At 34.7% G+C, this 21,247-nt stretch carries 22 protein-coding genes and 3 pseudogenes; 17 read left to right on the top strand and 8 right to left on the bottom strand.

Translation table 11 applies throughout. From position 1 onward, the window contains the following. Positions 1 to 242: 242 nt before the first annotated feature. Together H9636_RS13185 and H9636_RS13180 are read left to right on the top strand one after the other, a co-directional pair. Entirely contained in the window at positions 243 to 455 is a 213-nt protein-coding gene (locus tag H9636_RS13185) for a YuzF family protein (protein WP_191708039.1), read from the top strand. Between the two features lie 24 nt (positions 456 to 479). Further along, on the top strand, positions 480 to 1,370 hold the full coding sequence (locus H9636_RS13180; protein ID WP_169187917.1) for a manganese catalase family protein: 891 nt from the start codon (positions 480 to 482) through the stop codon (positions 1,368 to 1,370). A 127-nt stretch (positions 1,371 to 1,497) separates the two neighbouring features. On the opposite strand, the pseudogene H9636_RS13175 reads toward H9636_RS13180, so the two are convergent. From H9636_RS13175 to H9636_RS13165, 3 genes and pseudogenes are all read right to left on the bottom strand, one after another. Next, positions 1,498 to 1,668, bottom strand: a pseudogene (locus H9636_RS13175) (cell wall hydrolase); the annotation flags it as partial. Between the two features lie 80 nt (positions 1,669 to 1,748). Continuing rightward, positions 1,749 to 1,928, bottom strand: coding sequence for a hypothetical protein (locus H9636_RS13170; protein ID WP_169187919.1), 180 nt, complete (start codon positions 1,926 to 1,928; stop codon positions 1,749 to 1,751). Next, positions 1,929 to 2,369: an Hsp20/alpha crystallin family protein gene (locus H9636_RS13165; protein ID WP_169187920.1), complete on the bottom strand. Its 441-nt coding sequence runs from the start codon at positions 2,367 to 2,369 to the stop codon at positions 1,929 to 1,931. It lies immediately after the preceding gene. A gap of 137 nt (positions 2,370 to 2,506) precedes the next feature. Here H9636_RS13165 and H9636_RS19475 point away from each other — a divergent pair. Beyond that, positions 2,507 to 3,741, top strand: a pseudogene (locus tag H9636_RS19475) (spore germination protein). A 688-nt stretch (positions 3,742 to 4,429) separates the two neighbouring features. Here the strand turns inward: H9636_RS19475 and H9636_RS13150 are convergent. Further along, a complete protein-coding gene (locus tag H9636_RS13150; protein ID WP_191708035.1) occupies positions 4,430 to 4,729 on the bottom strand; it encodes a hypothetical protein in 300 nt (99 codons plus the stop codon). Between the two features lie 164 nt (positions 4,730 to 4,893). Further along, entirely contained in the window at positions 4,894 to 5,127 is a 234-nt protein-coding gene (locus H9636_RS19470; RefSeq protein ID WP_404817753.1) for a recombinase family protein, read from the bottom strand. Between the two features lie 80 nt (positions 5,128 to 5,207). Between H9636_RS19470 and H9636_RS13145 the strand changes: the two genes are divergently transcribed. The 10 genes and pseudogenes from H9636_RS13145 (at position 5,208) to H9636_RS13105 (ending at position 13,651) form a co-directional block, all read left to right on the top strand. Beyond that, positions 5,208 to 5,519: a DNA recombinase gene (locus H9636_RS13145; protein WP_225230221.1), complete on the top strand. Its 312-nt coding sequence runs from the start codon at positions 5,208 to 5,210 to the stop codon at positions 5,517 to 5,519. Continuing rightward, entirely contained in the window at positions 5,520 to 5,933 is a 414-nt protein-coding gene (locus H9636_RS13140; RefSeq protein ID WP_191708034.1) for a serine integrase family protein, read from the top strand. 19 nt (positions 5,934 to 5,952) lie between these two features. Continuing rightward, positions 5,953 to 6,404 (top strand): annotated as a pseudogene (locus H9636_RS19525) (recombinase family protein); the annotation flags it as partial. Continuing rightward, positions 6,381 to 7,502: a recombinase family protein gene (locus tag H9636_RS13135; RefSeq protein WP_451923567.1), complete on the top strand. Its 1,122-nt coding sequence runs from the start codon at positions 6,381 to 6,383 to the stop codon at positions 7,500 to 7,502. The pseudogene H9636_RS19525 and the gene H9636_RS13135, both read left to right, overlap by 24 nt. A gap of 152 nt (positions 7,503 to 7,654) precedes the next feature. Continuing rightward, the gene (locus tag H9636_RS13130) at positions 7,655 to 8,167 is read left to right on the top strand and encodes a hypothetical protein (protein ID WP_144515318.1); all 513 of its coding nucleotides are present in this window, start codon (positions 7,655 to 7,657) and stop codon (positions 8,165 to 8,167) included. Positions 8,168 to 8,182: 15 nt separating this feature from the next. Continuing rightward, positions 8,183 to 8,758, top strand: a complete 576-nt coding sequence (locus H9636_RS13125) for a hypothetical protein (protein WP_191708032.1) — start codon at positions 8,183 to 8,185, stop codon at positions 8,756 to 8,758. A 22-nt stretch (positions 8,759 to 8,780) separates the two neighbouring features. Next, positions 8,781 to 9,848 carry a hypothetical protein gene (locus H9636_RS13120; RefSeq protein ID WP_191708031.1) on the top strand — a complete coding sequence of 356 codons (1,068 nt, stop codon included), beginning with the start codon at positions 8,781 to 8,783 and terminating at the stop codon, positions 9,846 to 9,848. Between the two features lie 72 nt (positions 9,849 to 9,920). Then, on the top strand, positions 9,921 to 10,826 hold the full coding sequence (locus H9636_RS13115) for an AbiJ-NTD4 domain-containing protein (RefSeq protein ID WP_191708030.1): 906 nt from the start codon (positions 9,921 to 9,923) through the stop codon (positions 10,824 to 10,826). A 288-nt stretch (positions 10,827 to 11,114) separates the two neighbouring features. After that, positions 11,115 to 12,554 carry a hypothetical protein gene (locus tag H9636_RS13110; RefSeq protein ID WP_191708028.1) on the top strand — a complete coding sequence of 480 codons (1,440 nt, stop codon included), beginning with the start codon at positions 11,115 to 11,117 and terminating at the stop codon, positions 12,552 to 12,554. Continuing rightward, complete coding sequence (locus H9636_RS13105) at positions 12,551 to 13,651, top strand: hypothetical protein (RefSeq protein WP_191708027.1); 1,101 nt, start codon at positions 12,551 to 12,553, stop codon at positions 13,649 to 13,651. The genes H9636_RS13110 and H9636_RS13105 overlap by 4 nt, the downstream gene beginning before the upstream one ends. 353 nt (positions 13,652 to 14,004) lie before the next feature. Here the strand turns inward: H9636_RS13105 and H9636_RS13100 are convergent, their stop codons facing one another. Then, positions 14,005 to 14,166, bottom strand: a complete 162-nt coding sequence (locus H9636_RS13100) for a hypothetical protein (RefSeq protein WP_191708026.1) — start codon at positions 14,164 to 14,166, stop codon at positions 14,005 to 14,007. A gap of 854 nt (positions 14,167 to 15,020) precedes the next feature. On the opposite strand from H9636_RS13100, the gene H9636_RS13095 reads away from it, so the two are divergent. From H9636_RS13095 to H9636_RS13080, 4 genes are all read left to right on the top strand, one after another. Continuing rightward, the gene (locus H9636_RS13095; RefSeq protein WP_191708025.1) at positions 15,021 to 17,069 is read left to right on the top strand and encodes an ATP-dependent nuclease; all 2,049 of its coding nucleotides are present in this window, start codon (positions 15,021 to 15,023) and stop codon (positions 17,067 to 17,069) included. After that, a complete protein-coding gene (locus H9636_RS13090; RefSeq protein WP_191708023.1) occupies positions 17,066 to 18,808 on the top strand; it encodes a UvrD-helicase domain-containing protein in 1,743 nt (580 codons plus the stop codon). Before H9636_RS13095 ends, H9636_RS13090 begins: the two co-directional genes overlap by 4 nt. A gap of 408 nt (positions 18,809 to 19,216) precedes the next feature. Then, complete coding sequence (locus tag H9636_RS13085; RefSeq protein WP_191708022.1) at positions 19,217 to 19,399, top strand: hypothetical protein; 183 nt, start codon at positions 19,217 to 19,219, stop codon at positions 19,397 to 19,399. A gap of 91 nt (positions 19,400 to 19,490) precedes the next feature. Then, the gene (locus H9636_RS13080; RefSeq protein WP_191708020.1) at positions 19,491 to 19,817 is read left to right on the top strand and encodes a hypothetical protein; all 327 of its coding nucleotides are present in this window, start codon (positions 19,491 to 19,493) and stop codon (positions 19,815 to 19,817) included. A 202-nt stretch (positions 19,818 to 20,019) separates the two neighbouring features. On the opposite strand, the gene H9636_RS13075 is transcribed toward H9636_RS13080, so the two are convergent. Together H9636_RS13075 and H9636_RS13070 are read right to left on the bottom strand one after the other, a co-directional pair. Beyond that, positions 20,020 to 20,199, bottom strand: a complete 180-nt coding sequence (locus H9636_RS13075; RefSeq protein WP_122973741.1) for a hypothetical protein — start codon at positions 20,197 to 20,199, stop codon at positions 20,020 to 20,022. Between the two features lie 28 nt (positions 20,200 to 20,227). After that, positions 20,228 to 20,947, bottom strand: a complete 720-nt coding sequence (locus tag H9636_RS13070; protein ID WP_191708019.1) for a hypothetical protein — start codon at positions 20,945 to 20,947, stop codon at positions 20,228 to 20,230. Between the last annotated feature and the right edge of the window lie 300 nt (positions 20,948 to 21,247).

The following is a 21,247-nucleotide window of genomic DNA, read 5'->3' as shown; positions in this document are numbered from 1 at the left end:
CGTATGCGAGCCATAGTGTAAATTCGTACATAAAAGGATTAGATTAGTCATGCCTAGGTCCAGTTTAAAAAATTGGGTATTGCTAGGCCTAGTTTCGTATTGCAAAAAATGTGCTATTGCCGTTTATTATTTTCAGGATAGTATTTAACAACAAGAGTCAAATTGAACAGTTGTTTTTCAGTCTTTTTTCATATCGAGAAACATATACTCAGTAAGAATGACTTTAGAATAGGAGGATCTAAATGACAAACAACAACAACCTGTTAAGCTTTTATGATCCATATGTTTATCAGACATTAACAACCATTGTTGGTAAATTGGTTACTGTCCAAACCATAAGAGGTAGCGTTCGTGGCTCATTGAAAAATGTATTGCCAGATCACATTGTTGTCGAATCTAACGGAACTCCCTTTTTTATTCGTACCCAGCAAATTATTTGGGTTTTTCCTGGTTAACAAAAAGAAAGTGGAGGGGAAATAATGTTTAAAAGAATAAATAAATTGGCAATTGAACTTCCTATACCCGCACACGGCGATATGAATGCTGCAGCAGCAGTACAAGAACTCTTGGGTGGCAAGTTTGGGGAGATGTCTACCTTAAATAACTATATGTTTCAGTCTTTTAACTTCAGAAATAAAAAAAAGCTAAAACCATTCTATGAGTTAGTGGCAAGCATTACAGCAGAAGAATTTGGTCATGTAGAACTTGTTTCTAATACGATTAATTTGTTATCGGTAGGTAATACTTTTCCAGGGAATCCGGATATCACTCCACTTCAAAATGGAAAGGATGCGAGAAACACCTACCATTTTATTTCTACAGCTCAAACGGCTATACCAGGTGATTCAATGGGAAGACCTTGGACTGGTGATAATGTTTTTAATAGTGGAAATCTGGTTTTAGATTTAACACATAACTTTTTTCTAGAGATTGGTGCACGTACACATAAAATGAGAGTTTATGAGATGACTGATAACCCAGTTGCTAGAACCATGATTGGGTATTTACTTGTTCGTGGAGGAACACATATCCTCGCCTATGCGAAAGCAATCGAAATTGCTACAGGGATAGACTTGACGAAAATGCTTCCAGTTCCAAATCTTGATAACTCAAAATTTGATTATGCCAGACCGTTCATAGAAAAAGGCTTAAGCAATGTGCTATACACATGGAGCGAAACAGAATACAGGGATATCGGAATGATTTGGAAAGGAACAAATCCGGAAAATGGGCAACCGCTTGAAGTGAAAATTGGTACTCCTGAAGGCGGACCAATTCCAAACTTAGAGGAGTTACCTGAAGAATTTGCTCCTGGTATTACTAGGGACGATTATGAATTAATCAAAAAACGTCTAATGGAAAATTTATAATGGATTTTTTGTAGGAAAGTAAGCGTCAAACAGTCCCCACCTATTAAAAAAGATGGGGACTGACTTATAATCTATTTATCATGTTGAATAAGACAGCGAATTGAAAGACTATTCGACCAAGGAAGTACCTGAAAACCATTCTTCTAATTGAGTTAATATCTTCAAAGTCAAAGCATCTTGAGCGCACTCGGTTTACAGCTACATTTCCAACCATTAACATACCTAACTTTCCTTCTCCTTCAGCTTCTGCACGAATTAAACGTGCTAATAGTTTAACGTCTTCTTCAGTAGCTTTTATGACTGCGAAGGTGAATTTCCCTCCCTTTTATAAACATAAAAGCATTACTTCAATTTATGAAGTAATGCAAATGTAATACATTATTGTATGAGAAAAGATTTCTTAATATCATCATTTAACTGCTTTAATATAAATTTTTTCTTATGAGAGGGTAAATGTACAGTTAAAATAAGTAAATCAACTAAATCTGGTTGTTCATTAGCTATTTCTTGCAAGTAATCTTTGCCGAACTCTTTCATAACAGGTAATAGTTTACTCATTTAGTGAAAGTCCACATCAATTTTCTTTTTGTTATCATTTGTTTTCTTTGGCATTCTGACTTCAAGAACACCGTTTTTATAGGTAGCTTTTACTCCTTCATTAGATACAGGGCTTGGCAAGGATACAGTCCTATGAAAGCTACCTGTATAGCGTTCTTTTCTATACATATTTTCTTCTTTAATCTCATTTGTTTTATTGATGGTACCGTTGATGCTTAACATATTATTTTCAATATCAATATTTACATCTTCCTTTTTCTCAAGACCTGGAATATCACATGAAGCAATTACTTCATTTTCAGTTTCATGCACATCAACTCTGATATTACCAAAATTATTGTTTTCCATCCCAAGATCTAGAGGGAAGTCAGAGAAAAAACGGTCAAAATTTCTTCTCATATTTGCTAGTTGTCTAAATGGATCATACGGTATTAATGACATACTAATCACTCCTTGTTTTTTTATCACATATATTTTCTTCTTAGAATTAAAAAATATACAAGGAAAGTTATGTATATAAGAAATTTTATATTGTGAAAAATATTAATGGTTAAATTTGGAGTATAAGGGGGATTTATGTGAATTTTTTTAAAAAACAGGCTAAGCAAATTGATGTTGAAAGTATTAAAAAACAATTATCTAACTCTCCTGATTTAGTTAATAGAACCGTAACAGTCGGAAATAAAACAATTGAATTGTACTTTTTAAAGATTCTTGTTAACCGTATATCAATAGAAAAAAATATTATTTCTTTCTTAAATAATTCTACATCTGAAGAAATTAATCTAAATTACTTGTTTGAACATTTACCAATTACCGAAGTTAAAGAACTAGTTGAAACAAATGATATTTCAAAGTATATATTGGATGGTTTCACTTTTATTTATTTCCCTTTTGAAAAAAAAGGACTATTCGCTGGTGTTGGTGATTCTGTTGAAAGGTCACTTGGAAAAGCGGAAACTGAATCTCTTGTTTATGGTCCTAAAATATCTTTTACGGAATCATTATCCACAAATATTAAAGTATTAAGCATAATATTTCTAATCCTAATTTAGTAAGTGATGAAATAGAACTAGGTGAACGTGTAAAGCAGAAAGTAAGAATTGTTTATTTAAATGATATTGTTGACCCTGAGCTTGTTACCTCGATTAAGGATAGGCTAAATAATATAGATATAGATGATATAATGGATAGTTCAGTTTTGGCACAGTTTTTAGATGATAATCCTTACTCATTTTTTCCTCAGTATTTAATGTCTGAATTACCTGATAGAGTAATCTATTCCATAAATAATGGGAAAGTTGCTATTTTTGTTGATCGAAGTCCAACTGCAGTTATTTGTCCATCAACATTCTTTAGCTTTTTTGAAACTACCGAAGACGTTTATTTAAGGTGGATATTAAGTACAGTTCTTCGATGGCTACGTATGATTTCTATGGTGCTATCTATATTATTTACTGCAATTTATGTGGCTGCCGTTACGTTTCATTATGAGGTAATTCCATCAAAGTTACTAGTTACATTTTGTCAGTCAAGGGCACAAATTCCTTTCCCGCCTATTTTAGAAGCCTTATTATTGGAAATTATAATTGATTTATTAAGAGAAGCTGGTGCGCGTCTTCCAACTAAAGTTGCGCAATCGATGGGGATTGTTGGTGGTATTGTTTTAGGGCAAGCTATGGTAGAAGCAGGGCTTACAAGTAATATTTTAATTATTGTTGTAGCATTAAGTGCATTAAGCGGAAGTTTTGTAGTAACGATTGCTACGTTAGAAACAGGTTCTTTAAAGAAGAAGATGCAGCTGAGATTTTAGGGAAAATCATGAAGAGAACACAGGTGGATTATGTACCTAAAAGGTTAGAAGATTTACTGCTTTCATATATAAAGAATGAATGAGTCCTATGGGTATCTAAGATGTCAGAATGGGTATGAAATCAGGTATCCGTTTATAGTGTGGTTTCTTAAAGCGATCGCTCTAGAGATACCCTAAAAAGCTAACTTTAAAAAAATGGATATTGATTTTGGGTGATGAAAAAACCATGGAACAACAATCTTTTATGTGTATAAATTTACGCGAAATGGGTATTTTTAGCGAAAATGTATCAAATATTGATGATAACACATGTTGAGGTGATAGTGAAGCTTGTTTTAAAAGTGTAACCCCAAAATAAAGTCGTGTACTTTATAAAAAAGTCGCAACATCTTTTATTTCATGTTTAAAATAAAGTCCTGTATCAAAAATCCCTGAAACCCTTGTCATTACTCGGTTCCTGGCATCCTTATTTCTACTCTACTTCTTTTTAAATCGAAAAAAACGTGAACAAAAAGCGTGAAAAAAGGGTAGAAAAACGGTCAAAATGTGATCAAAAATGTGTGAAAATGAGTGTAAGATATGGTGACTTTATTTTAAACGCCAACGGTGGAATGCGGGTTTGCGTGGGGTAAAGATGTGGTGAGTTTTTTTAAAATGAACAAGGTACAGTGGATTAAACTGTACCTAATTAAGAGGAAAGTGAGGGAGAAAGGTTGTGATGAATTTTAACCTTTCCTTCCTCATAAACTTCTATTTTGTTAATAAGTCGTTGTAGAACCTGCTTTAGTACCTGTTTATCGTCAATGTCAAGGTTTGCAAAGTGTTCTACTTCTTTTTTAAAGAACTGTAATTCTTCTGTGGTATCTTTTCTAGTTGATAGAGCGGATAGAAGTTCAAATTTTTTGACTGCAAGTTCCTTCTGTTGTTGGGCTATTTGTTCATTTTGAGCCTTGAATTGCTCTATTGTGATATGCCACTCTGTATGCAACGTTAGGATATTATCAAACCGTTTGTTTACTTCTTTAAGTTGTTTTTCGGTTTGCTTAATTTCTTTTTCAAAATTGGAACTTACAGAACTAGCCTTTTTCTCTGCGATACCGTAAAGCTTTTCTAGTTTAACGCTATCCTTTATTAAATCTCTAAGGTCATCCTTTACAGTCTGTAATAGGATACTTTCCTGTTAGGCTTAAAGTGCATTCCACTTCCACAGTCTGCGCATTTAGCAATATGAGCAAATAAACTCTCTTTACCATTGCTCTTATGAGTACCTTTTTTCTTCATGAGTTCCTGCACCGCTCTAAAATCATCTTCCGTAATAAGAGGGGGATGAGTGTTTTTATTATTGTTTTGTTTTTCAAGGTCTACTTTTATTCTAATCTTGTACAATCAACCAGAATAATGTAGCGAGTTTTCGTAGAATTGAAGAGTTGGAAACTAAGATTGAAAACAACATGGAGCAGAGTCAGATGCTGACGGGTTTAATGGCCAAAGGATATCTGGAACCTGCTCTGTTTAATAAAGAAAAGAATTCACTGGTGGCGGAAAGAGAAAATCTTCTTGCTGAAAAAGAGCAACTTATTTATTCAGTCAACGGCAATTTTGCAAAGATAGAGGAAGTTAACCATCTACTTAGGTTTGCCACTAAGTCCAAAATGCTCACAGCTTATGAGGATGAGCTGTTTGAAGAATATGTAGAAAAGATTATGGTCTTTTCACGAGAGGAAGTTGGATTTGAATTAAAATGTGGAATCACATTGAAGGAAAGGTTGGTGAATTAGATGGGTCACACACCCTATGGATATAGAATTGAAGATGGAAAGGCTGTTGTAGATGATATAGCAGCAGAAAAAGTAAGAGAATTATTTTCAGGATACTTGGCAGGACTTTCTTTGAAAAATGCTGTTAAAAAAGCTGGGATTGACTGCTACCATGCCACTGCAGGAAAGATGTTACAGAACAAGCACTACCTTGGCGATGATTTCTACCCTCCGATTATTGATGGGGAGATCTTTGAAAAAGGTGGAATTGAAAAACGAAAACGAGCAGAAAGGCTTGGAAGGATAAGGATGCCTGAAGATGCACCGAAAACGGATTATCCTGTAAAGTTCAAAGTAAAACCTCTAGTGCAAAAATATGAAGATCCATACAAGCAGGCGGAATATGCCTACAGTTTGATTGAAAGTGAGGTGTAACAAGTGGTGGTAAGTAGGAATGTTACAGTCATTCCGGCAATTAAACGAGTCGGAAGCAATAAGAGCAGTGAAAGAAAACCAAAAATACGTGGCTGCTTACTGCCGTGTTTCAACGGATAGTGAGGAGCAGGCTTCAAGTTATGACATTCAGATTGAACATTATACAAACTATATTAAGAAGAACAAGGAATGGGAATTGGCAGGTATTTTTGCAGATGACGGTATTACAGGTACCAATACCAAGAAGCGTGAAGAGTTTAACCGCATGATTGAAGCGTGTATGGCAGGAAATATTGACATGATCATCACAAAATCCATCAGCCGATTTGCCAGAAATACGTTGGATTGCCTTAAATACATCCGTCAACTAATAAGAACATCGCTGTGTTCTTCGAAAAAGAGAATATTAATACCATGGATTCTAAGGGAGAAATCATGCTGACAATTATGGCATCCCTTGCCCAACAGGAAAGCCAATCCTTGAGTCAGAATGTTAAGATGGGTATTCAATATCGTTACCAACAAGGCGAAGTCCAGGTCAATCACAAGCGTTTCCTTGGTTACACCAAGGATGAAAACAAGCAATTAGTGATTGACCCAGAGGGTGCTGAGGTTGTTAAACGGATTTACAGGGAGTACCTAGAGGGAGCCAGCCTTTTACAGATAGCAAGAGGACTAGAAGCAGACGGTATTCTAACAGCGGCAGGCAAAGCCAAATGGAGACCAGAAACACTGAAAAAGATACTGCAGAATGAAAAGTACATCGGTGATGCCCTTCTACAAAAAACATATACGGTTGATTTCCTTTCTAAAAAGCGAGTAAAGAATAACGGCATCGTTCCCCAGTATTATGTAGAAAACAGCCATGAGCCTATCATTCCACGTGAGCTTTTTATGCAGGTTCAAGAAGAGATGGTTCGAAGAGCAAATCTTCGCGGGGGCAAGGACGGTAAAAAGCGGGTCTATAGTAGCAAGTATGCTTTATCGAGTATTGTTTACTGTGGACAGTGCGGTGATATTTACCGCCGGGTACACTGGAATAACCGAGGTTACAAGTCTATTGTTTGGAGATGCGTCAGCCGTCTGGAGGAGAAGGATTCTGAATGCACTGCCCCTACCATAAACGAGGAAACATTGCAGACAGCAGTAGTTAAGGCTATTAACGAACTTTTGGCTAACAAAGAACCCTTCATCCAGGCGTTGCAGAAAAACATAACTACTATACTTAGTGAAGAAAATGATAATGCCACCAATGATATTGATAGCAAATTGGAAGAATTACAACAACAGCTTCTTATCCAAGCAAAATCCAAGAATGACTATGAAGATGTGGCTGATGAAATCTACCGCCTTCGAGAATTGAAGCAAAATGCACTTGTTGAAAATGCAGAGCGTGAAGGAAAAAGGCAACGAATCGCTGAAATGACTGATTTCTTTAATGAACAATCCTGTGAGTTAGAGGAATATGATGAGCAGTTAGTAAGGAGGCTTATAGAAAAGGTTACAGTACACGATAATAGAATTGAAGTAGAATTCAAGTCTGGCATTAGTATAGACGTTAAAAATTGAAATGAAAAACAAAATGTTATTAGAATCTAACACCTTGCTGAAATGCAGGGTGTTTTTCATAGTTCTTTCAATGAGTCAATACAAATTAGTTTATTAGTATTTACAAATTAGTGGTATAATTTGTAATAGAGTAAATAGTGGAGGTGTAGACGGTGAATAAGAGCGTGACCTTTACAGTGGATGCAGATGTGTATGAGAAATTCTGCATCGCATTGAATTTAACAAATGAAATACAAGATGTTGCAGTGGAAAGCTGTATGCGTTGGTATATTGCAAAAACCTTTGAAAAAGCATCACAAGCCTATAACCCAAAAACAATAGCAAGACAGAATGAAGATACAAACAGGGATTTTTACGGAAAAGCAAATCAACGAATCCCAGTATGGGCTATAAAGTCGAATCAATATAACCACAAGATCATCCGTGCTTATTTTAAGGCGGTTGCCGCCACAGGTCGTGCTACCATAGATATGATGGAACGCTTATGCAGTGACGAAAACAACCCGGAACTGTACGTGCCAACTTTTAAGAACAATTACTCACAGATGAAGTTGGATGGACCTAAAAGTCACGGTAAAGTATTTGAGGATGACGGTGAAACGGTAACTATCTGGCATGAGGTTGAAGATACGCTAATGAAATACAAATCAAGTTTTTGTGATTGAGAGAGTGGGTGGAGGATGGAAGTAGAGACTTTGCTTGATTTAGGGAAATTTGTAGAAGACTTCTTCATGTACGTACAGGCGAATAAAGTTGAAATCTATAATGAGTTTAGTCTTCAGCATGAGCTGGGGATATTTTTACGTGAAAGACTTCAAGGGTATCGGGTTCAATTTGAAAGGAATGTGTCTTATTTTACACCGGATAACAAAACCATTAAGAAAGAAATAGACATAACTATCTTTAATGAAGATAAATCTGAGAAATATGCTATTGAACTTAAGTGTCCATTAAATGGTCAGTACCCAGAGCAGATGTATTCATTCGTGAAGGATATTAAATTCATGGAAGAACTTAAAAGCCGGGGATTTACTAAAACAGCTACTGTTACCCTTGTTTCAGACAGGCCTTTCTACGAAGGGCGCAATAACGAAGGCATTTATAAATTTTTTAGAGAAGAGTATTCTGTTTATGGCAGTATTTTTAAAGCTACCGGTGTAGGAAAAAATAAAGATAATGTTTCTTTATCTGGAAAGTATGATTTCAGATGGCGGAACTTAGGTGAGGGTCGTAAATATTACATAATTGAAATTTAACTTAAGGGGGATGGAATGGAAAATGAAGGATGATTATCCAACAGCGAAGGATTTGCATGATTATGAATATTACATGAAGAGCAGACCACACGTTGTTCTACTGGGCGCCGGTGCAAGCTGTGCAGCTATCCCAAATGGGGATAGGAATGGTAGGAAAATATCCGCAATGAATGGTTTCATTGAAAAGCTTGGATTGACAGATATATTAGAAAAAATAACTCTACATACTTCTTCTGATAATTTAGAAGATATTTATATGGAGCTTGATGAGCGCAGTAAAGCAGAACCTAATTGCATGGATGCCAAGCAAAAGTTAGAGGAAGTCATCCGTGACTACATGTTAAACTTCAAGTTACCTGATAGTCCTACTGTTTATGATTATTTGATTATGGGACTAACTTCAAAGGATTTAATTGCAACTTTTAATTGGGATCCACTTTTAGTGCAGGCTTATGCACGTGCTATGGCTTATACTACTAATTTGCCACAGTTAGCTTTTTTACATGGAAATGTTGCTGTTGGATATTGTTCAGAGGATAATGTCATGGGTAATGTAGGGATGCCGTGTAGATGTGGTGAATCCCTCGCTCCCACAAAACTTTTATTTCCAATAAAGAATAAAGATTATGCTAGTGATACAGCTATATCAAAGTCATGGAAATCATTGAATAATGCTTTAGAGGTAGCGTATATGGTTACTATTTTTGGATATAGCGCACCAAAGAGTGATGCAGAAGCTATTGGGATGTTGAATAAAGCATGGGGTGCGGTGAAAGACAGAAATCTTGAAGAAATAGAAATAGTTGATTTGCGTGATGAAGATGAGGTTATCCAATCGTGGGATGATTTTATTCATACGCATCATTATTCATACCATTCCAATCTTTTCACAACAACAATAGGGAGATGTCCAAGAAGAAGTTGTGAAGCAACGTTTGACAGATTGATGATGAATCATTGGTTAAAACCAGATAAAGGGTTTAAACCAGATATGGATTTTAGTGATATAGATAAATTGACTTGTGATTTAATAATTGATGAGGAAAATAAAAAAGGGACAAAGAAACTCCTTTTAGACCCATATGTGTAGATGATGTATTAAATCGCGAAATGAATGTTACCTATTTAATAAATGATAAATAGGAATTTAAGGAGATGGCTTATGAAATTATATTCTGAAAGACATGGTATAAGAGCACCACTGGAAAAGACATATTCTATTAACAGGGATATGTATTCATTACTTTTAGATTGCTGCAAAAGATATCAAAAAAACTTAACGCATATTTTCATTCTAAATTGTCATCATGACTTTACAGATAGTGACTATGTTGCATTTGATGAAAAAGGATTTATAACTAGAATTAAAATAAGAATCCCTTCTCTATTTCGGGATGAGTACGATAGAATTTGTGCCCCTGCATATGACGATGAATATGACCAGTATGCACTTTTAGACCTTATTGAGTTTTTTGCACAAAATATTAAGGATATCTCAGAACGATGGAATAATGAGAGATACCGAAACTATAAAACGATAGATTGCCATAACTCTTCAGATGTATTTGAAAATTTCCAGGAGGCAATAAATGAAATATTTACTGAGTCGGGGCTACTTTATGAACTTACAGATGAAAAAATTATAGAAAGAATTGTTGAAAACAGTCCACTTACAACGGAAATTGAAAATACTTTTGCAGCGGTACATGAGGTAGGCACAAGAGAGTTGTTGAAAGATGCTGTTGCATTATATAAGACACCAAATCCAACAGCACGACAAGATTCAGTGGAAAAGATATGGGATGCGTTAGAACGTCTAAAAACTTACTATACAACATTAGATAAGAAACATTCATCCAAAAAAATAGTAAATGATATGGCAAACGGAAATGATGATTTTGCCGATTTGTTTAATAATGAATTTAAGGTGTTGACGGACATTGGAAATAAATATCGCATACGGCATCATGAAACTGATAGGATTGATATTACTGATGTCCGTTATTACGACTATTTTTTCAATCGTTGTTTATCACTAATTGCACTTGCCATACAATATTTGAGGTAAAAGAAATACTGATTATGTACTATTCCTTTGAAAAAGGAAAATTCGGCAAAAAAACGTAGATGTGTTGTTATGCTGAAATGAAAATCAAACTACATATTCTTACATTTACAATGTGATGACAATTGAATAAAAAAGAGAAACCGTAATTGGAAAAATGAAAAGTGATTTAAAATGTCGGGTCTATTGACTTTCTCGGCTTTACCCTCAAGGAGATTGATAACCTAAAAATAAGATTCAACCAGATATTCGGATATAACGCAAACTAAAAAAGGGAGGGAGTATAAAAGCATGAATCAAGCAGAAGGAACAGACCGATTCGTTCTTAGAATGAGTGTTGCTGACGATGGGTTTAGCTTTTCATCTTCCATCGAAACAGCATTAATATCTGCGGAAACTGAAATTCAGAGTCTGAAAGAGACAATCATGTCAGTTGAGAGTCTCAGACCGAACTGTGATAAGTTGGATTATGCGTTGGCTGCAAGTTCAGGAGTTCTCTGTGGCATCATTGATATTTTCCTGGTTGGAAAACCTGGAGAGTCACCGGCTGGAGATGTTACTGATAAGTGGTTTGTAAATCGGACAACTGATTTCGCTAAACTTTGCGGATGGGAAGGCAAAGGAAATGATTCACTGTCATCAGCAATTGGCTTTCTTGAGAAGAAATTTAAAATTCCATATGACCAGCGCGGAGCCGGTGATGCTGGGAGTATAGTATTTGACTTGAATCCTTCAAATCATCATTTCAAATCACTTGGCCATAATCCGACTTTGCTTGGTTTGTTTTTTTCGATATTAGATCAGTTTACAAATCAATCGCACTTTGTTTCCGGTGGAGAACTGATATCTTTACAGAATGCTGATGGAAAATTTGAACTTCGCGGCAGTAATGTTCCAGAAAAATTATTTTGTGGGTTCGTCAATTGGTTTGGCCATTTGATTTCCGATATATCTGGATCATCCAGCAGTAAAGGTCGAGGTATGGGAATACCTTCTCCGTTTTGGGCATGGACGAATGATATTATTGCAATAAAGAGAAAACTGAACATTCCCGCTTCACAGTTTGACAACACAATAAATGAGTTGGCTCTGAGCATATACAAAGAAGGATACGATATCCGCTTTCAAGCCACCCAAGTCATTCCAGTCTTTATCAATGAAATCATTGTCAGGTTGGTATATGCGATGAGGCGATTGGTAAAATACTTCGTAACAACAGGGAAAGAAGAACGTTCGGCATCCGCTATGTGGATAGCTTGTGAGCCATTCTCAAATCCCACCGTAAAAAGAATGCTTACAATAGCGCACGGCACCTTCTGCATGATGGATCTCGGCGATGCAACCATACGGGCTTTCATAACCGGAGGTGGTACCTTCAATGTGACTGAATTTTTCCTTCGGCTTAACATAGTGGGGGTGGGCCGTTTCACGATTTCATTGTATGGCGAAGCAAAGCAGGTTGTTGTAATACGAAAAGCTGAGTCCGAAGCTCAGTTTGCAAGAAGAGAAATAACCATCGTAGAAAACTATCTGAACGGACTCTCATTATTATCGGAGTTATACGATGATAAGGATCTTGTAGATTTTATTGATGACTTTAAGAATAGCGATATGTATGTTCAGGCATTCCAAAAATCTGTCCGATTGGCAGAACTCAGAAAGGTCCCTGATAATAATATACTCAGAACAAAATCCGATATAGATTTATATTTTGGGGGTAACAGACAATGAGCAAGAAAAAATCGAGGTTAAAACTTGCCCAAGAGCAGGCAGAATCGGCTATCAAGAAAACAAATGATAAAATTGGCGAGTTGGGCACACTCACAAGCCAGCTTTATGATGAATTGAACACCATACAAAAACTCTTTGACGAAATTAGAAATGTTCCAGGCGAGAAGCGATTAGAGTATGAAAAACTGAAAAAAATCCGTCTGAACTGGAAGCAGCAAGCAGAAAAGATTGAATCAGATTACAAAAATGCCGTCGCAAAAAATGCTGGAAAAGGTGCTGCTGGTCTAGGTGCCGGAATCGCAGTTGCGGCTCTTGGCCCTACTGCCGCAATGGGAATTGCGACAACATTCGGTATTGCTTCAACAGGAACAGCCATATCTACATTGAGTGGCGCGGCAGCTACCAACGCGGCATTAGCTTGGTTGGGCGGAGGTGCGCTTGCGGCCGGTGGTGGAGGAATGGCTGCTGGAAATGCATTCCTGGCCCTTGCCGGACCTGTCGGTTGGGCGATTGCCGGAGTTGCACTTGTGGGCAGCGGGTTTCTGCTATGGAAAGGGAAAAGTGATCAGAACCGTCTTGAGGAGATTTTCACCCTCATCAGCAAGCGTGATGTTAAATCATACGAAATTGCTATTGTAGAAATTAATGAGCGAATAAGCCGCATTAAAGATGAAAGCCAAAAACTAAATTGTGCAAGTGAAAGAACAAGAGCATTTGGCTTGGACTACAACTTAATGACAGAGGCACAGCAATATGAATTGGGTTCTTATGTAAATCTGATGAATTCCTCTACTCAATTGTTGGTTAATCCGATAACTGGATTGCAACCAAAATACGACATAGGTGATCTGAAGGAATACATAGCTTTCAGTAAAAAGAAGTTTGATGATAAGCAGAAATCTTTGATTGTTTCTCTCTCCAATCTCTTGTTTAAGATAAATTTTGATGAAAAAGATAAGACACTATTATGGAAGTCTTTCAAAGGAAACAAGAAGTTCTTGTCTTCGATAGAAATGTCAAAGCGGGATTTTGAATTTTCAATTATTGAAACAGTAACTGATGCTCTTAAGCATAAGTATCGTTCAGAAAAAGGTTGATAGCAATATTCAGATACTGGGAAAATACTTGCCTATAAATGTTTGGAGTGAGCCATTTAAATCGACAGAGCAGTAGTGAACATCCTTTATATTTTACGAGTGTAATGGATATGTTCCCGCCTACCGATAGTGCCAAAAACGCAGTGGATATGTTTCCGAGAACGGACACGCTCAAATGACATTCATTCTGTCCTCTCGAGCCACTGTGAAGCGGTGGCGTGGTTGGAGTTAGCTGACTAAATCTTAGTTAAACGTGCTTTTTGACGTATACCTAAGATGAGTCTTTGGTATTTCGAATTTAATATTTGTTGAAACATAAAAAGCAGACGGTTTTGAAGTGAGATAATGCACTTCTAATTGGCCGTCTGCTTTACTTTGATAACCTTAATGAACCGTGCCAAAATTTCTGATGTTAATTCTGTTAACGGTTGTTCAGGGGTTAGTTTTTGTTGAATATATTGCTTTAGTTCTTCGAGATCGATGGTTGTTTCATTTTCTTCTTCATCCTCTAACAAATTAATCTTTTCTAACAATTCATCAATTTGGGGATTTAGACTGACTTCGCCTACTGCATAAAAGTCTAATCTTTATAGAATTTATATGAAGTTCATTACACCAAGCTTTGAAAAGAAAGGATTTCCCTTAAATATTTCCGTCTGTCTATATGGTGTAAAAGAGTTCGACTTTAATAATAGGTGGGCTTTGGGTTGCACACTGCAAGTTCTTCACTCGCCGTCAAATTGACGGGTGCGGCTCACTTATATGAATTCCGCAGGTTTCATCACACCAAACACGATGAAAAGTGAGATGGTTGTCCTAAGACAATTCAAGTGACAAAGAGAAAACTATAAACCTGCAATTTGTAGTCGCATACGCACTTGACTTATCGGGTCGCCCAACAGATTAGCTTCTTACATTTATAGATGTTTTACCATCAATTTTCTCCAGCTAAAGTTGAGAAAGGTACTTCTAACTAATGCAGTGCAACGGCTAGCGCATTAGACCATCAAAGAGTTTGGCAACAGCACGATCTAAGAATGGGTTTTCAATCTATATAAATCATCATTTTTAAGCAGAACAAGTAGTGACGAACTAATTTGTTCTGTAAATCAGTATTAGTGTATAGAAACCATCAATAAGGGATTATTATGATACTAAACTATCTTTATAGAGATGCCGGAAGAAGATTTAAGGGTAAAAATAGCAAATCAAAAGAAGGAAGAAATTCGCAAGCGAGTTTTTGAATGAGATTTAACGAAGCATATCTTAGGAAACTAGGATATGCTTTTTTAAACAAATATTTACAATATAATCTATAATAGATGTAATATAGAAAAGTTAGTTCGTATTTAGAGGGGGGAACAGTTATATGTACATATCAAAGATAGAAATTAAAAACTACAAAAATTTTAAGGCCAATACTATCGAATTCAACGAGGGTTTAAATGTAATAATTGGTCATAATAATGCTGGAAAATCAAATTTACTAAGAGCCATGGCATTAATATTTAATCCATCTGTTAAAAAGAACTTATCTATTGATGACTTTAATAAGCAACTTACATTAGATGAATTGAAAAATCAGCCACCTAGTATCAACGTATCAATTACTCTTAGTCAAGAAAAAGAAGAAAACCTAATGGGAGATGATTTGGTAGTTGTAAGTCAATGGTTAACGAAATTGGAAGAGCCATACGAAGCCAAAATACATTATGAGTTCTGTCTTCCACTAAAACATCAAGATGAATATGAACAAAAGCTTTCTACTGCAACTTCTGTAATTGATGCATGGGAAATTATTGATAGAAATTTTCTGCGTTTTTATACATACAAAATTTATGGAGGAAATTTAGAAAATCAAATTAGCGTTGATAGCGAATATATGAAAAAATTCGATTTTCAGTTCTTAGATGCTATTAGAGATGTCGAAAGGGATATGTTCAGCGGAAAAAATACGTTATTAAAAAATGTTTTGGATTTCTTTATGGACTACAATATAAAATCCAATCAAGCTCTAAATGAAGCTGAAAAAGAACAACAAATTAAAGACGAAAAAAAGAAGTTTGAAGATCAAGCTAAAGTACTGATGGATTCTTTAAATCAGAGGATGCTAGAAGGAAAAAAACAAATTTTATCGTATTCGAAAGATATTGGGGCATCATTTGATAATGCTGAACCAAACTTTGCTGGTGGTATAACAGATGTCGAACTTTATTCTGCACTTAAACTAATAGTAGAGCATCATGATGGAATTCAATTACCTATAACGCATAATGGACTTGGCTATAATAATTTAATTTTTATGTCTTTACTATTGGCGAAAATGCAAGTAAATGCTAGTGAAACGTATTTGGGGAGTAACTCAAAAGTCTTTCCCATGCTCGTAATAGAAGAACCAGAAGCGCATTTACACCCATCAATGCAAAGACAATTATTAAATTTTTTAAAACAAAATTTAAAAGCTAATAAAGTACGCCAAATCTTTGTAACAACTCATTCGACTCATATAACAGGTGCATTAGACTTGGACGAACTAATTTGTTTATACAAAGCTAATAATGAAACGCGTGCTAGTTATCCAAGTAAAGTTTTTGAAGGCAACGAGGAAAGTAAAAAGTATGTACAAAGATTTTTAGATGCAACTAAATCGAATATGCTTTTTGCGGAAAAAATTATTTTAGTAGAAGGGCTAGCGGAGCAATTATTAATGTCCACATTTGCTGAATATGTCGGAAAATCTTTAGAAGACAATCATATTGCTGTTATAAACGTAGGTGGTAAATATTTTGATCATTTCTTGAAGTTATTTAACACCAATAATCCAGCTGCAATCAAAAGAAAAGTAGTATGTATTACCGATAGGGATCCAATGAGGAAAGAGCTTTCAAGTGAGGGGGCAACTTATACTAAATGCTATCCATTTGAGCTGAATGCAGAAGTTGATAAATATGAATATAAAACTAGTAAGCAAGATATAGTTTATTCGCCGAATATTAAGTTTTATTTTCAAGATGAATTACAAGGTAAAACACTTGAATATGATTTAGTGCGATTCAATCCAATGTTGGAGATGTTAGTAACGGGTTCAATGTCTAATAAAGAAGAAATTAAAGCGCTGATGAAGCTATTTCAAGAAGGTAAAAGTATTGATGAATTTTATAGTCGATTAAGTAAATCAAAAGAAAATACGAGAATCATAGATGCCTTAAAACAAGAAGTATTAAATTGGTCAGATGAGGATAAAAAAATAGCATTGATAGCTGCAAGGTATTTAAATTCAGTTGGTAAGGGGGTTAATGCTTTAGAATTAGCCAACGTATTACAAGAAAACTTAGCTAAGCGAGGCTCAGAAGACTTTGTTGAGTTTGTCGTGCCAGACTATATTCAAGAAGATATAGAATGGGTGTGTGAAAATTGATTACTATTACATCTAGTGACTTAATTGATATTGAACAGCACTTCAAAATAACAGCTGGTCCAGGGGCGGGTAAAACACATTGGCTAGTTAATCATATAAAAAATACAGTTAAAAATTCTTTAAGACTAGAGAAGACGCGAAAAATAGCTTGTATTACATATACAAATGTCGCTGTTGAAACTATTTTGAAAAGGCTTGGTACAGGTATTACTAATAGAGTAGAGGTATCAACTATTCATAGTTTTTTGTATAAACATGTAATAAAGCCTTATATTTTCCTAGTTGCAGATGAATTTAATCTAAATGTAAAAAAAATAGATGGGCATGATATTATATTACCTCAACGTTCCATAGTCGGTACTTGGTTAGAAAACCATGTTAACAAAGATAAACTAAAACATCCTAATACAATTAAGCAGTTACAGTTTACAGAGGATAAAATGGCCTCATTATGGGTGTGGCTTTCAAATTTACAGTATAAATTTGAAAATGGAGATGCATTAAATTTAGTTGGTAAAAAAGAAAAAGCAGGAGCAATAAGTAAAGTAGCGGGCATCTTAGAAGAAGATTTATTTAGTTATAAAAAGTTAAGTTGGGAAAGAGGAAAGATTGATCACGACGATGTATTGTTCTTTAGTTATGTATTAATAACAAGGCATGCATTTATATTGAAGGTTCTAAGAGCTAAATTTCCGTACTTTTTCTTAGATGAAGTGCAGGATACCAATCCTATTCAAACAAAAATTTTAAAGTTGATAGCTCAAGAAGAAACAATCGTTGGTGTTATTGGAGATCCCGCACAGTCTATTTATGCCTTTCAAGGGGCAAGTATAGATGAATTTATTAATCTCAAATTAGAAAATATGGTCGAATATCAAATTCTTGAAAATAGGCGTAGTTCGAATCAAATTATTGATTTACTGAACAAAGTACGAACGGATATTGTGCAAACTAAATTCAAAAATTTTGATAGTGAGTTGCCAATTTTATTTATTGGTGATACTAGAGACGCTTATCGAAAAATAATAGAGTTGTGTGGAGAGGGTTCAACAATTCATACGCTTTCAAGGGATAACCCAACTGCCAATGCAATGAAATCGTTAGTTTCATTAAACGGGATAGATACGAGGCTACTAACGAAATTTAAAGAAGCCGATAGTAATAAAGATAGAATGAGAATAATATTAAATTCTATAGAAGCAGTTGAATTTGCACGAATTGGTGATTATAAAAATGCATTAGATAAAATGAAAGCATTATTTAGTGATTGTCCGGAGAAAGATCAAGTTAATAACTCAATTAAATTACTTCAAGAGTTATTAGCTAAATATTGTAGTTATAATGAAAAGTCTTTAATGACATTCTATACCGTAATGAAATCACATATTTCAATGAGTAGCTTTAAAGCGGGTACCGCTAAAAACTTTTATGATGAAACTACATACAATCAACTTGCAATATGTATAAATTTTAAAGAAGATACTAGTCACCACCGTACTATCCATAAAGCAAAAGGTGATGAGTTTGAAAATGTTTTACTAATACCAAGTTCTTTAGCTTTTCTTATTAACCCTAATTTGGAGAACGAAGAAGATAGGGTTTACTATGTTGGAATGAGTAGAGCAATCAATCGATTATTTTTTGTCTTTCCTAAGATAACGAAGAAGAACCAAAAATTCATAGAAGACCAATACAACATTAAAGTGGAGGATTTAACAAAAGTCCCTCAGCCGATTTGATTTTGGTAAAAGCTACTGCAATCACTTCAAAGCCGTAGCTTTTCTTTTAAATACGACAAATATTGAAGAAATCACATATCTATTATTCATTAATGGCTTAGATGAGGCTGAGTTAAATAAAGAAACGGAAGCGGAATTTTTAGGTTTACCGTACACAGGTATTTTCTCTGAAATACCAGCAAGCTTCAATGAAATTCAAAAAGAACATTGGCCGAAAATGCGTTGGACACAGTTTAAAAACTTAACGGCTCAAGATATGTTCGATATGATGGTTTGAGTGATGAAGAACCTGAAATAAATAGTTTCGAAGATGTCATTAAAAAACATAAAATTTCTTATGAACAATATGATTTAGTTAGGAAAAATTTGGTTAAAAAAGGCATTTAAACTAGTAAGACTGACTTAGTATTGGAAAAAGATTTAAAAGCTATTGAAGATGCAATCAAAGAACTTAAAAATTATGTTGAGCTTATTACGAATTCAAAGAAAAATAAATACCCAAGAGCAATAAAAGTGAAATATAATGATTGCTTTAAAATAACGAAGTTTGGTAGAGAATTTATTCAATTTATTATTAATGATAAATTGTAAATTTAGTTTTAATTGATAAATGATCATTTGAATCATAAACTGGAAATTATTACTGCTGGATTGTTTGAAAAGTAACAGAAGGGGATATTTTATGGATTCTATTGAAGAAATTACGTTATCAAAAATAGCAGCAATATTAGCTCGTGAAGAAATATTCAAAATATACGATAACTCAACATGGGAACGTATATTATCAATTGCTGGTCAAAGTAAATTGTTTAAGCAGTTTGAGAAAGAGTTAACACCATATATTTATAATGGAACTTGGAAGAATTCTAACCCTCAATTTAATGAGTGTTATACTGCAATAAATCGGATATTAAAGACGCTATATAAAGAAAGTCAATGGAAGAATTATACATACTTCTATTTAGCATGTAGGAAGTATCGATTCAATCTATACAGAAGCAAAGGATAAATTAAATAAATTAGAGGCTCACTTCATTAAGCTGTTTAATTGTGTAGAGGAAGGATATAATAGTGTCCAACCTAAAGAATTTGTACCTGATTTATTTACGATAAATAATTTGTAGATACCATAGAGTATAGTAATAATGCTTCATTGCAGAAGTTAAAAGAAAGGTGGACTCCCTTATACCGGATCCACCTTTCTTTTTATTTTAGGAATTAGTTGCTGCAATAACCCAGATTGAAATGTTAACAGAAATGATAATTAGAAGAAGTGTGTAAATTAGATACTTATCTTCTTTTTTCTTCTCTGTATTAAAGAATAAAGTTTTGATTAGAATCAACACAAATGCAATACCGCCAAGTATTTTTGCTATTAAGAACACGGACACCTTTTTTCTCTCCTTTAATTTCTATTTATTAACATTGTGAACCTGTCCAGATTGGTTTATCAAAAGACCATCTTATTAAAATTCCACATCCGTTTGCATTAGCAACTGCTAACGCACCCGCGCCTATACCAATTAAGCCAGCAGCAATGCCGACAGCAAGCCCCACTGGAGGTGCTATAAACGCAGTTATTGCAGCAGCAATTGTAGTAATCCCTGCTCCAATTGTCAGATAACCTATAAGTTTATTAGCATTACAACTATCGAAGTACGTATCATAACCATACCAACGATCTACATACTTATTTGATCCGTCACAAGCAGCGATACTAAAGATACCTTCTGATGCTTTATTAATCTTTTCTATATCACTTTTTGTTGCGTTTATGAGTTCCTTAGAAACTCCCTTTTTCTCCGCTTCTATTTCATCGAATTGAATTTGATTTCCAACGAAAGTTAATAAGGGTGTAATTTCCAGAGCATCTTTGGTAATTTTATTATAGTCTTTAATTTTTTCTTTTGCTTCTTTTATTTCATCGGTTGATATACCATTTTCAATTGCTTTTTGCTGATCTAAAACAAGAAATTCTCCATCTACTCCAACAGCTCCGACGAATTTTTCATCTAATTGGACAGCTTTTACCAATGCTGTTGAGTATTCATAATTAACCTTCTTGCTTTCTGCAAAAACACTTCCAACCATACTAAATAATAAGACTACTGTTAAAATAGAGGTGAAAAATTTTTTCATTGATATCTTCCTTTCTTTAGCGATTTTAATTAAAGAATGAGGTGTCTTACTTAGCGGTGTACTTAAGTAGGGTCTAGGAGGTTGCGAGGCTTCGTAAATGGAATATATTCCCTTTACAAAATTAATCTTAACAAAAATTGGGAATTGGTTCAATGCTATATAAAAATACACTCTTTTTTATCTACAAATTCGCCATAATAATCACATATCCGATAAGATATGTGATTCAGATTGTCGACAAAAGGCCTTCAGAATGGTCACATTCTGAAGGCCTTTTGTAATTTTGAACGTTTTTCGGGT

Origin of the sequence: Ureibacillus galli, assembly GCF_014836845.1 — a bacterium.
In the GTDB taxonomy this organism is placed as follows: Bacteria; Bacillota; Bacilli; order Bacillales_A; family Planococcaceae; genus Ureibacillus; species Ureibacillus galli.
This window is presented reverse-complemented; position numbering and strand designations above follow the sequence as displayed.